9 protein-coding genes are annotated in these 13355 nt (G+C 37.4%); 4 read left to right on the top strand and 5 right to left on the bottom strand.

Annotated elements, in window-relative coordinates; translation table 11 throughout:
• The first annotated feature begins 829 nt into the window (after positions 1-829).
• From murD to AC3DU7_RS10300, 4 genes are all read left to right on the top strand, one after another.
• On the top strand, positions 830-2179 hold the full coding sequence (murD, locus tag AC3DU7_RS10315; RefSeq protein ID WP_488039261.1) for a UDP-N-acetylmuramoyl-L-alanine--D-glutamate ligase: 1350 nt from the start codon (positions 830-832) through the stop codon (positions 2177-2179).
• A gap of 219 nt (positions 2180-2398) precedes the next feature.
• Positions 2399-2950 carry a Uma2 family endonuclease gene (locus AC3DU7_RS10310; protein ID WP_488039260.1) on the top strand — a complete coding sequence of 184 codons (552 nt, stop codon included), beginning with the start codon at positions 2399-2401 and terminating at the stop codon, positions 2948-2950.
• Positions 2951-3207: 257 nt separating this feature from the next.
• Positions 3208-5340 carry a DNA-binding protein gene (locus tag AC3DU7_RS10305; RefSeq protein WP_488039259.1) on the top strand — a complete coding sequence of 711 codons (2133 nt, stop codon included), beginning with the start codon at positions 3208-3210 and terminating at the stop codon, positions 5338-5340.
• 580 nt (positions 5341-5920) lie between these two features.
• Positions 5921-7054, top strand: coding sequence for an acyl-CoA dehydrogenase family protein (locus tag AC3DU7_RS10300; RefSeq protein ID WP_488039258.1), 1134 nt, complete (start codon positions 5921-5923; stop codon positions 7052-7054).
• A 337-nt stretch (positions 7055-7391) separates the two neighbouring features.
• Here AC3DU7_RS10300 and AC3DU7_RS10295 read toward each other — a convergent pair whose 3' ends face one another.
• The 5 genes from AC3DU7_RS10295 to AC3DU7_RS10275 all read right to left on the bottom strand — a co-directional run bounded on the left by AC3DU7_RS10295 (position 7392) and on the right by AC3DU7_RS10275 (position 13245).
• Positions 7392-9191, bottom strand: coding sequence for a M61 family metallopeptidase (locus tag AC3DU7_RS10295; protein ID WP_488039257.1), 1800 nt, complete (start codon positions 9189-9191; stop codon positions 7392-7394).
• Between the two features lie 392 nt (positions 9192-9583).
• A complete protein-coding gene (locus AC3DU7_RS10290) occupies positions 9584-10267 on the bottom strand; it encodes a Crp/Fnr family transcriptional regulator (protein WP_488039256.1) in 684 nt (227 codons plus the stop codon).
• A gap of 424 nt (positions 10268-10691) precedes the next feature.
• Complete coding sequence (locus tag AC3DU7_RS10285) at positions 10692-11045, bottom strand: DUF1257 domain-containing protein (protein ID WP_202219736.1); 354 nt, start codon at positions 11043-11045, stop codon at positions 10692-10694.
• Positions 11046-11221: 176 nt separating this feature from the next.
• Positions 11222-12739, bottom strand: coding sequence for a stress-responsive protein Ycf46 (gene ycf46, locus AC3DU7_RS10280; protein ID WP_488039255.1), 1518 nt, complete (start codon positions 12737-12739; stop codon positions 11222-11224).
• 155 nt (positions 12740-12894) lie between these two features.
• Positions 12895-13245: a slr0373 family blue light stress response protein gene (locus tag AC3DU7_RS10275; protein WP_488039254.1), complete on the bottom strand. Its 351-nt coding sequence runs from the start codon at positions 13243-13245 to the stop codon at positions 12895-12897.
• Between the last annotated feature and the right edge of the window lie 110 nt (positions 13246-13355).

The raw sequence follows: 13355 nt of genomic DNA, 5'->3' as shown, positions 1-13355 counted from the left end.
ATTATCAATTATCAATTAATGAAAAGTAATTGACTTTTGTTCCCCCCAAAGTTGGGAGGCCAGGGGGGGCAAAATTCAGTATCAAAAAACTTTTCAGATATACTCTAAAAGTCAAAAGTTAAAAGTGCTGTGTCAGTCTACTACTGCTTGAACTATTTAGAGCTTGCTGATTAAACATCAAAGTTTCTACTGGCAAAGGTTTAAGCCTTTGCAGATACTAATAAAGTACTAACTTTTCGGTGGTAAGAGCTGCAAAAAGCTAGTATTTTGGGATGATTATGGCAGAAAAATCTTGGGACAATTCTTACTCCTACTTGTTCTAAATTCCCAATTCTCCTGTCTCCTATCCCTACAAAAAGACTTTATGAGCGAAACCCTATTTAGCTTCATTTTCATTGCTGTTTGTGTAGCATTCTGTAGAGAAATCCTGACCACTAATAGCTGAATACTTACCTATAAATAGTGCTTTGATTGAAATTTTGAAGGTTAAAATTGTCAGTTTTTAATAGATAAGCTGTTGTGCATTTAAACAACTTATTTGCTATGTACCTAATATAAATTACAATTCCTATTACTTCTGACTTGCTAAGGTGTATTTAAAATGCATCTTAGCTTATCTCCAATCATAAAAAATAAAATAAATTATCACACAGAAATTATCAATTCTTTCTCCTACTTTCTACTCCCTACTAACTCTCTTCTGGAGATATCTAACTATGAAAAGAGCCATCCCAACAAAAGCTTTTTAGCCCACTCTGCTGTAAAATCAAAATGACTATCATTTGGTAACTTACAAGTATACCAAAATATCTACCAAAAAATATTTATTATGCCAAAAACTCATATTATTGGTCTCGGAAAATCAGGTGTTGCTGCTGCGCGACTGCTAAAGAAAAATGGTTGGGAAGTGGAACTTAGCGATCGCAACACATCCGAATCTCTTGAAAAACAGCAACAAAAATTAGCTCAAGAAGGTATTACTGTTAAATTAGGTTATTCATTTGAACCAGAAACATCTTTAGATTTAGTAATTGTTAGTCCTGGTGTCCCTTGGGATCTACCTTCACTCCAACGTGCCAGAGAAAGTGGAATTGAAACTATTGGAGAAATGGAATTAGCATGGCGATATCTCAAATCTTCCCCTTGGGTAGGCATCACTGGCACTAATGGCAAAACTACTACCACTGCTTTAATTGCTGCAATTTTTAAGACCGCAGGATTCAATGCCCCTGCCTGTGGTAACATTGGCTATGCTGCTTGTGAATTAGCTTTATTAGAAACTCCGCCAGATTGGATAATTGCAGAAATTAGCAGCTATCAAATAGAATCATCTAGCACTCTTGCACCTCAAATTGGCGTTTGGACTACTTTAACCCCCGATCATCTGAGTCGCCACTATACAATAGAAAATTATTTTAATATCAAAGCATCTTTATTAAATCGCTCTCAAATACAAATTTTCAATAGCGATGATTCGTATATACGTCAAAATGCAATTAACCTTGGACATAATGCCCACTGGACAAGCATCAAAGGTAAATCTAACTTAATGGGAGATACTGCCAAAGGAATTTACATTGAGGATGGGTGGGTAGTAGCATTTGGGGAAAAAATAGTTTCTGTAGAGTCGCTACGAATGTTGGGAAATCATAATCAGCAGAATTTATTGATGGCAGTGGCAGTAGCGAAATTAGCAGGAATAGAAAAAGAGGCGATCGCTGAAGCAGTAAAAACATTTCCTGGTGTACCCCACCGTTTAGAATATATTTGCACTTGGAATGGAGTAGATTTTCTCAATGATAGTAAAGCAACAAATTATGATGCAGCAGCAGTTGGTTTAAGTGCTGTACCAGGGCCTGTATTATTAATTGCTGGTGGTGAAGCTAAACAGGGTAATGATAACGACTGGTTACGACGAATTAAAGAAAAAGTTGCTGCTGTTTTATTAATAGGTAATGCTGCTGAGACTTTTGCAAAAAGACTACAAAAAATTAACTTTCATAATTATGAAATAGTAGGAGAAATGGAGCGAGCAGTAATTAGAGGTGCAGCATTAGCAAAAAAGTATGATGCAAAAGTTGTATTATTGTCTCCTGCTTGTGCAAGTTTCGACCAATATCAAAATTTTGAACAACGAGGCGATCGCTTTCGAGAGTTGTGTTTGCAACTTATTAGTTAAGGAATAGGAAATAGATCAAAAAACAAAAATTGTGGGTTTTAGGTTTAGGGTTTCAAAAATCAATAATTAATAATTACCTATACTTAAAATAAAAGGATTGAGTAAAAGCGTTTGTTTGATTTATTTCTTCTTTAATTCATAAGATTTCAACTGTAATTCTTTGGTAAAGGGGTGAGATTTTAATATTGAATTAAACATAAAAAAAGGAGAGATAATTTTATGTCAAATTTAACGGTTAAAGATTTAAAAAAGTTGCAAGTAGACTATCCAGATTATCGGATGGAATTAGTCAGTGGAGAAATTATTGTTATGAGTCCTTCTGGTTTAGAATCAGATGAAGTAGCAGCAGAGATAGTTGCTCAGTTACGAAACTGGGTACGACCTCGGAAATTAGGTAGAGTTATTGCTTCTAGTGGAGGCTTTCGTTTACCGAATGCAGATAGAGATATTCGCACACTAGATGCTTCTTTTATTCGTGCAGAAAAATTACCCCGCCCCACAGAAGATTATATAGAATTAGTTCCCGACCTAATTTTTGAAGTTAAATCTCAGAGCGATAAATTAGCAAAATTGCTTGAGAAAATACAAGACTTTCTAGAATTAGGAACTATTGTCGGTGTATTAGTAGACCCCCGCAGTCGGACAATGGAAGTTTATCGGTTTATGAGAGAAAAAATTGTCCTCAGAGATGGGGATGTTTTAGAAGTAGCAGAAATATTGCCTGGATGGAAATTACCTGTAGCAGAAGTGTGGGCACCAGAGTTTGAGTAATACCATTTATCAAAAACTTTTCTACATTTTATGATATCTATCCATACGTTCAGTTTCTGCCTTCGCACAATTAAAAACCAACACTTTAATACCCTGTATTAAGAGACCACACTAGCTAATTAGAGATAAATACAAAATTTATGAAAAACAGAAAATTATCGTTATTCTCTGATTAAGTCAATGCTCCGATACTACCGGACATGATATAATTTAGTAGCGTCAACAAAAAAATACTTTTAGGAAATTTACCCTCACCCATGCAGTTGCAACGTCAGTTTAGTGGACAACTCATCACATTAGACACCCAAAACTCGATTGGTGGCGGTGGGGAAGGCCGTATCTATCCTGTACTCCAAGACCCTTCATTAGTGGCCAAGATTTACCATAAACCCACAGATGAAGATGCTGATAAACTGACTGTGATGTTCTCTCATCCACCAGACGCACCGATGGCAGCCGGACATTCAGCGATCGCATGGCCTGTAGACCTACTACACACTCCCAACAGTAAACAGAAAATCATCGGTTTTCTAATGCCCCGTGTTTTTAGAGCTGAACCGATACATATATTCTATAATCCTAGAAACCGTAGAGAACAAAAACCTCTGTTTAACTATCGTTATCTTCACCGCACAGCTCGTAATTTAGTAGCAGCAGTTAATGCTTTACACAAGAGTGGTTATGCTATAGGCGATCTCAATGAGTCAAATATTTTGGTAACAGATACTGCTTTAGTGACGTTAGTGGATACAGACTCATTTCAAGTGTGCGATCCCTACACTCTAGAAGTTTATCGTTGTCCAGTGGGAAAACTAGAATTTACACCCCCAGAATTACAAGGTCAAAGTTTTCGAGAAGTAGATCGTCTACCAGAACATGATTTATTTGGGGTAGCGGTGTTAATATTTCAGGTTTTGATGGAGGGCACTCACCCGTTTGCTGGAGTTTATCAAGGTAAAGGTGAACCACCCAGTCTTGAAGCTCGAATTAAAGCAGGTCATTTTCCATACAGTAAAAAGCGAGTTCCCTATCGCCCAACGCCACTTGCACCAGATTTTAAGATTTTGCATCCCAGTATACAAGAATTGTTTATTGATTGTTTTGAAAAAGGGCATGAACATCCTCAAGAGCGTCCAGATACTAAAATTTGGTTGCAGGCGCTACGAGAAGCAGAAGATAGCTTGATAATTTGTCAAAAAAATCATCAGCATTTGTATAGTAATCACTTAAAATCTTGTCCGTGGTGCGATCGCACAAAAAAGTTAAAAGGGCGCGATCCTTTTCCATCAAGAGAAGCAGTACGAAATAAGAAACATCTGCAACCAGCTCAACCGAAACAACGAAAATTATTGTCTTTGGGTGAGCAAAAAACTACTACTCCCCGAAAACCAGCACCGCCAAAACCCATTATTATTAACAGAAAAATGGGTCAATATCAACCTTTATTAACACCTATTTTGACTAAAGCTAAACCACCATCATTACCAATAATTCCTCTACCAGGTGGTGGAAATGGTTTTACTGGTATTGCTAAAGATGCTATGTGGGGTAGCCTTTGGGGAGTATTGTGTGCAGCAGCAGTAGCAGGTCTAGTGTTAGGAATAATTAAAGGTAGCCTTGCAGTTTTTGGTGGTACGATTGTGGGAATGTTATGGGGCAGTTTTTTTGCTTTAGCTTGGCAATATATTATTCCTGTGGGAATGTCTGGTGGTAGTTTAGGTTTAACTGGAGCATTTTGGGGAGGGTTTATTGCAATTGCTATTAGTGGTAGTGTATATGGAATTGGCAATCGTATGGAGTCATTTGGGCAAGCAGTTTTATTTGGAGGATTTTTAGGTACTATTTGGGGTATTTTTTGGAGTGCTTTTAAACCACCTTTAACATTGCCTGGGCCTGGACGAGTTTGGGGAAGACGTGGTTTGTTTTTAGGTGCTATTTGGGGTACTTTTTTGGGAACAGTTATTGGGGCAGTTTTAGCTGGTGCTTTTGTGTTTCAGGAAAGTATGAACGAGAATAGTAATACTTGGCAGGAATTAGTATCAATATTTCTAAGTAGTATGATTCCAGCAATAGGTGTAGGTGCAATGGGTGGGATTATAGGTGGTGCTTTTTTAGGACCAATTTTAGGTGCGCCAACTTTATCTTTACCAAAAAAATTATCAGGGTTCAGAGGTGCTTTTTTAGGTGGAACTTGGGGGTGTTTTTTGGGAGTAATTATTGGGGTGATTTTGGGTAGTATTTTACCGCAACTTTGGTCGATAGATTTAGTTAGACTTATGCGAATTGATCAAGATTTTACTGTTATACTTTCAACAATTTTTGGTGCTGGTTTGGGTGCAATTGCTGGCTGTTTTTCTGGAGCAACTTGGGGAGGTATGGGGAAATGGTAAAAAAATGGTGGTGGTAGGACACGGAGACGCGGAGACATGGAGACGCGGAGATGGGAGAACAGGCAATGGTTTCGGTCATTTTATGTGAAGAAATTTTCTGCTGAAATTCAAGAAAATTTCAGTAATATCATGTCCGGTTGAATACTTATCAATAACTGAGGAGGAGTCAGGAGTTGTAGTGGCGATTTCCTGCGGAATGCTGCGCAAACGCGAATCGCCACTACAGGAGGGAAGAGGAGAAAATTTTAAGGTATAAAGAGGAACAAGTTTTTTTATCACTAATCATCCGGACATGATATAAATTGATGCCAATAAGAGCCAATAACTTAGGAGATAAATTGAATATAAAAAGTTCCATAGCCTTAACTATACTGACTTTTAGCTTTATTCTAGCAAGCCCTAATTAAACGCACATGATATTAGACCTTCTACCTTTTTGAAGATACAGCAAATTCCAAGTATATGAAGTACAGATATTAATAATTAAATCCTATCAGTGCGAGCATCTTGCTCGCGTAGGTGTACTTCATCAAAGTGGAATACGCTGTATAATAAATAAAAATTCACTGATAATTTGTTTATGACCATATCACCCCCACCGAAAAACTCAGAAATAATCCCAAATATAGAGGAAATAGAAAGTTATTTTTTACAAAAAGTTATAGCTCCTATAGCTAATGAAATAGATAGCGATCGAGAAACATTAAAAACAGCTTTAATGGCTTTAGGAAAATCGGGATTATTAGGACTAAAAATTCCGCAAAAGTGGGGTGGTTTAGAATTCAATCAGCAAGATTTTTTTAATTATCAATTACTCATAGCAAGATATTCTGGTGCATTAGCTTTTCTCCAAACTCAACATCAAAGTGCAGCAGCAATGTTAGCATCAAGTCAAAATACTCAATTACAACAACAATATCTACCTTATTTAAGCCATGGCAAAATCTTGTTAGGAATAGGCTTTTCTCAACTCAGACGTTCCGGAGAAGCACCTGTAAAAGCTTTCCCGACTACAGGTGGATACTATATAGAAGGAATTGTACCTTGGATAACTGGGTGGGGTATATTTCAGGAATTTATTCTTGCAGCAAAATTACCTGATGGCAAAGCAGTTTTTGGTGTACTTCCTTTTGTTGAAACCACTAAATTAAATGGCAGTATTACTTTCTCAGAAATAATGCCTTTGTGCGCTATGACTTCAACCAATACTGTTAGTGCTACAGTAAAAAATTGGTTTTTACCTGATGAGCAGGTAGTTTCTATCAAACCTGTAAATTGGATTAACAGCAACGATAGACAAAAAGTTCTATATTTTAGTGCTTTTGCTTTAGGATGTGCTTTAGCAGGTATAGATATTATGAAGGAAATATCAAAAACGAAACTTCTTCCTTTTATCCCAAATGCAATTTCTTCCTTACAAACTGAGGTTGATAGATGTCGAAATGCCATAGAAGAAGCCAATAAAAATCCTGATACTGATTTTGCCGAAAAACTCCACCTCAGAGCAACAGCTATTAATTTAGCCCAGCGTTGTGCTGCTGCTGCTGTTACTGTTTCTAGTGGTGCAGCTAATCACAAAAACCACGGAGCGCAACGGGTTTATCGTGAGGCTTTAGTATACACAGTTTCAGGTCAAACTACAGATATTATGGAAGCTACTCTCAAATGTTATAGCAGGGAACAGGGAATAGGGGGAAAAAATTTCCCTGTCTGAGGTTCACCATCAGCACAAGTACTAATGGTATAAATATCATTTTGAAAATTGCCTATTTCCTAATCATAATAATCTGTAGAGACGTTGCATCCAACGTCCCTACCTATTCCCTACTCCCTACTCCCTAAATAGGGTTTGCTGATTAAATATCAAATAATTACCAGATAAAGGTTTTAGCCTTTTTAGGTATTGAAAAAATACATGGTTTTCAGCTCTTCATGCTCAAAAAGGAGCGCACTTTTAGCGCATAGTTGGGCAAAAAAATTCTCCCCTACTCCCCTACTCCCCCGCTCCCCTACTCCCTACCCCCTACTCCCTACTCCCTACTCCCTACTCCCTAAATAGATTCCAATGACACCCCTAACCATCCTGCAAAGTTTTCTGCTTGTTTATATGTAGGATTTTTCACTGGTATCACTTGGTAATTACTAGGAGTAGGAGCTGCTAAAGTTACCTTATGGGTTAGAAGTCGATCCTGATGAAAAACCGTCACTTCAATTGAATCTCCTGGTTGATAATCTTTGAGGCGATCGCTCAACTTATCAGCACCTACCCGAAAACCATCTATTGCCAATAACTCATCACCCGCATCCAATCCCGCCAACTGTGCTGGCCCTTGTGCTGCAACAAATTTAATTATTTCTTTGCCATTGTTAGTAGCGACATTCATACCTAAATCGGGCCATTTATTGTCTTCTCTCTTAAGTCTTAATCCAAAAGGTCTGAGATACTCATCAAAAGGCAACTCATCTAAACCATGAATATACCTCTCAAAGAAATCATCCAAATTTAGTTCTGCTACTTCTTCAATTACACTTTTCAGTTGTTCAGGAGTAAAGCCTATTTCTGGTTTACCAAACTTCTCCCACATTTGGCGCATTACATCATCTAACGAGCATTGATTTTGATGTTTTTCCCTAATTAATAAATCTAGCAATAAAGACACCATCTCTCCTTTTAAATAATAGGAAATCTGGCAATTATTGCTATTAGCATCCCGACGATAAAGTTTAATCCAAGCATCCCAACTAGACTCACTTAGGGGTTGTACCTTTCGTCCTATTGTTTTTAGCAGAAGTGTAATTTCTTTCCCTAACCCTTGTAAGAAGGCTTGAACATCATAAACACCAGCTCTTAAAGGAATTAATAAGTCATAATAGCTAGTTGTTCCCTCACAAAACCATAGAGAAGGAGTATAGTTTTCCTGTTCATAATTAAATACTTCTAGAGCTTTAGGTCGAATGCGCTTAACATTCCATAAGTGAAAAAATTCATGGGCGACTAATTGCATGAAGCGATCGCGTTTTTCCTTACTCCTAAAACTGAATCTAGGATAATTTAAAGTACAGCTAAATTTATGCTCTAAGCCACCAAACCCCTGTCCAGATAGATGCAATAGAAATAGATATTTTTCATAAGGTAAACCACCAAAAAACTTTGCTTCTACATCAATAATTTTTTTAATATCTGGAATTAACTTTTCTGGTTCCGCATTACCTTTGCCCCAAATAGCTAACTGATGTGCTTTTCCTTGTACTTCAAATTGATATAATTGATGAGTACCTATTTCAAAAGGACTATCTACTAAAGTATCAAAATCTACTGCCTCAAATGTATGATAAGAGTCTGGAACTTCTGGTAAAGAAGTCGCTACTTTCCAATCAGGTTTAGGTGGAATAATTTTTATCCAAATCGAATTTTTCTCAGCTCCAGGAATGTCAAAAAACAAAGCTGCACCATTAAAATAACCATGCGTAGAGTCCAAATGATTAGTGCGTACTGTTAATTCATTTGCAAATATCCTGTACTGTACTATTACTTCAGAGCTTCCTGAAGTTTCTATTTGCCAATGATTTTTACTGAGCTTTTGCCAATGTAAAAAACTTTCATTTTCACTATAAGCACAAAAATCTTGTAAATGTTTAGCATATTCTCTAACTAAGTAAGAACCTGGCGTCCATACTGGCATCTTTAAATCCAGTTTTTGAGCTTTTTGTAATGAAGAAGATAGCTGTTCAACTTGGACACGCAAACTAACCTCAAACAGATGAGATTCTGGATGAGGCATAAATACTTGATATTGAATTGCTGGTTTTTTTATAGTGGGACTGAGGGACACTGCTCTAGCTTCAGTCATGGTTATTTATGTTTGATATGAACTATTTCCATTTAATTTTAGTATATACATTTCTTCTTAATCCCTCAAAGGTTAATAAACATTATTTATCAGGCAAAATTAGAGATTTTTTTTGCTTTTTGACTGAATTTTTAATGTGTCAAATATTATTATTCATCTAGTTTTTAGTCAACTATTATTGCTCTATCGGTAAGCATTTCCTGCGGAATGCTGCGCAATAGGCTTTTAGCTGTTTTATCAATAATGAATATATACTGCTTAAAGTCAAGGTTAGTTTTTTTCCAATACTTTGAATTCTCCTTAAATCTCTCCATACTAATTCCTGTTATCAAGGCAATGAATTAATATTAATAGCTGATAGCTGACCGCTGATAGCTTAATGCTTCTTAAGTCTATTGACTTGCTAAATGCATTAAATGTTTGAGATTAAGTAAGTGAATTATCTGATTTTCTGTATCTCTATTCATCCATCCCTTAGCCTCTAGTTTTTCCATTATTTTACTAGCTTCTTCAATTGTTATATCTGTAACATCAGCTAAATCTTGGTCAGAAATATTAAATATTTCAGAAGTCTTTTCTGTGGTCTGACCGTAATTTTCTACTAATTCTGCTAATGTATTAGCCAGTTTGACTGCAGGGGGTCTATGGCGCAGTTGATAACGAATATTTGTTTGCCTGAGACGTTTGACCATAAGTTGAAGCATTCGATGATGTAACTGAGGGTCTTTGAAGAGAGTTTGAATAAATCTTTGAGCTGAAATACTAATTAAACGTACTGGTGATAAGGCAACAACATCATTTGAGCGTGGTGACTCATCTAGAATAGCCATTTCTCCAAAAAAATCTCCTCTCCCTAGAATAGCCAGTGCCACTGAGTTGTCAGGGGACAATCTGCGTCTAACTTTGACCCAACCGGATACCACGAAGTAAACTGCATTACCCCAAGCATCTTCCATGAGGACTACTCTATTTGAGGGGTATTCGTGTTTTACTGCAACTGAAAGTAGCCATTCCAAGGTTTCTGGGTTTGCTCCCTTAAACAGAGGAAAAAGCTCGCTGAAAGCTTCTGTCTGCATGAAAATTAGTGCTATTGATCGTATCTAGATATTGTTAAACTCTACAGCTATCATACTGGAGTTTTTCAGTTAAGCCAAATTATATTTTTATTCTTTATTATCTCTAGTAAGCTTGATTAAATAAAAAAAAGTTTATTATAATATCATTATTCTTTGTTTATTGCAAACTTATAGCAGTTTTCGAGCCTTGGAGGTACTAAAGTTTTATTAATCTAGGCAACAGGGAACAGCTATTAAAAATAGCCTTACCGAAAAGGAGAAACAGGAAAAAATTTTCCTTTGAGAAATCCTCTTCTTTTTAAGGAAAGGTAATTATTAATTATTAATTGTTAAAATTCCCTCTTCCTTCTGCCAAACAAAGCAACTAAAAAAACGGGCTAACCCGGTCTTGGTTAACCCGCAAACTTGGGAACGCACAAATAAATTACTTCTGCACAACCAACTTGACATTAGCGTTTTGCAGACCACGTTGCTTAACAGCAGCTAAAGTCTTGTTAACAGCATATTTCTGATTGATGGAGTTGATCAACTCTGTTTGATTGTGCTTTTTAGCAACACCCCAGAGGTCAGCGATGAGGTCAAAAGAACCATCACTATTGGAAGACCAACCTAAATCATATTCACCTTCGAGAACAGCAACGATATCTGAACGTACACGTTGGCCATTATAGCCACGAACATCAGCGTTAGTTTTAACTGTGATGCCCAAATCACGTAGAGAAGCTTTTAAGATTTCAGAATCAGTGATTTTGGTACGCAGTGTGCTGAAGTGAGACATTCGAGTTTCCTCCTAATTTTAAAACTGAAAACAGAAACAACAACGGTTTTTATGAAACATTACCACTGCTCAGAATCGTTCAGTTGATCTAGAGTCAAAGTGGTTTTTTTTAGGCACTGCTAGTAACTTTATCGAGATTACTAGCCTTTACTCCTGTTTGGACCAGGAGAAAGCTTTTAGAACTCCAGTCTTTGATACTCGGCGACTGAAGCTGCAGCAGGCCGCGCACGTTGTCTTGCCCAATCTCGTAGTGCAGTCACTTGCTCTGTCATGGTCTTCGACAACGGTAGTGTAGATTTAATGGCGGCAATAATATCTAGCTGTGTAAATTCTCTATCTTGAGCAAATGCCTCATACATAGCAGCGATAATGGCTTGCTCTATTTCTGCACCTGAAAAGCCTTCGGAAACATTAGATAATTGATCTAGATCGAAGCGTTCTATTTCTCGACGTCTTTTTGCTAGGTGAATTCTGAATATATCTTGACGTTCCTCTTTATTTGGTAAATCTACAAAGAAAATTTCGTCAAATCTACCTTTTCGTAAAAACTCTCCCGGTAAACGTTCTACTCGGTTGGCAGTTGCCATCACAAATACTGGGGAAGTTTTTTCTTGCATCCAAGTCAGGAATGAACCAAATATTCTACTGGAAGTTCCTCCATCAGAGTCGGCCGAACCAGTACTACCAGCAAAAGCTTTATCCAATTCATCTATAAATAGTATAGCTGGTGATATTGACTCGGCTGTTTTTAGAGCATTTCGTAAATTAGCTTCAGAACGTCCTACCATTGAACCATCGTAGACTCGCCCCATATCCAAGCGTAATAACGGTAAACCCCAAAGTCGAGATGTAGTCTTTGCTATTAAAGATTTCCCGCATCCAGGTATCCCCAGGATTAACATACCTTTTGGCTGAGGTAGGCCATATTCTCTAGCTCTCTCTGTGAAAGCATCAGAACGTTGTCTTAACCAATGTTTAAGCTCTTCTAGCCCACCTACAGCATTAATAGTTTCATCCTCTTCGATGTACTCTAATATGCCGTTACGCTTGATTAGCTGCTTTTTCTCAGACAGTACAATCTCAACTTCTTGTTCGGTCAGACGTCCTGCTGTTACTTGAGCTTTGCGATATACTTTTTCAGCCTCATCTTTCGTGAGACCCAAAGCTGCTTTTAGGAGCTTTTCCCTCGTTTCTGTAGAAATGTTACGTTTCCCTAAATGTTGTGACAAGACTCTATTCAACTCCTTCATATCTGGCAGTGGAAAGTCAAGTACAACTACTTCTTTTTCTAGTTCTATCGGAACATTCTGCACTGGGGACATCAATATAATTGTTTTATTTGTGCCCTTGAAACTAGCGATCGCATCCCTTAACCACCTAGTAACTGGCGGTGAGTCAATAAATGGATGTAAGTCTTTGAATATATATATTCCAGAGTTATTGTTAGCATCCCGCTGTCTGATTACCCACTCTATAGCTGCCTCTGGTGAGACTGTGTTATGTTGAGTAGTGTTTTTGCTTTGACCATACTCTACTATTCCGTGAGTTACTGTCCAAACAAATACTTTTTTCTGAGACTGAGGCTTAAGTTGAGCGATCGCTGCAATTGCCTGTTCTGAACGTTCTTCCTCGGATGTTATGAGGTAGATCAGAGGATATTGAGCTTGGATGAGAATGTTAATTTCTTCTTTCATAGTCCTCGATCAAATAAAAACGGTACAATTGATTACGGCTTAATTGAGTTTACGATTGCTGTCCTTAGCAGTATGACGATTAGTTATTCAGATGATTTAACTATCGTAACCTTCTACTGCTGCATAGTCGTCAGATGTAGCTGTTTATACATTTATCAGCAGGGAACTAACTCTTGTTCTCCCGGTTGAGCTTCAGATTTTTCTGTTTCCGGAGTTTCCTTTACTGGAATATTTTTGTCTGCCAATAGACTTGGCTGATTTTTTAAGGAGGCCAGTTCTCCTTCTCGCATCACAACTGAACTCGTACATTCTGGACAAGTATATACCCGGTGGGTTTGTCCGTAATTTGAACTTGCTTCATCAACCACTTCTGGGTGTTCTAGATAGAAACTGATAGCTCTTTGTGCTATTGATGACATTGGTTCCGAGTCAACTGCTGCCCTAATTTTGAGCTTGCGATGCAGTTCTGGTTGGATATATAACGTAATTTTTTGCTTGTCTTGCATATGACAGTCAACTTGTTTACCCGGGTATGTATATTACATTAACTACTCTTCTAGAGAATGTCAAGCAGTTAAACTGTTTTAACTCCAATATTGTAACATTTGTTTACATA

It is taken from the genome of Okeania sp., assembly GCF_983059655.1.
Note: the sequence above shows the minus strand (reverse complement) of the source record. Positions and strands in the feature narration are given on the sequence as shown.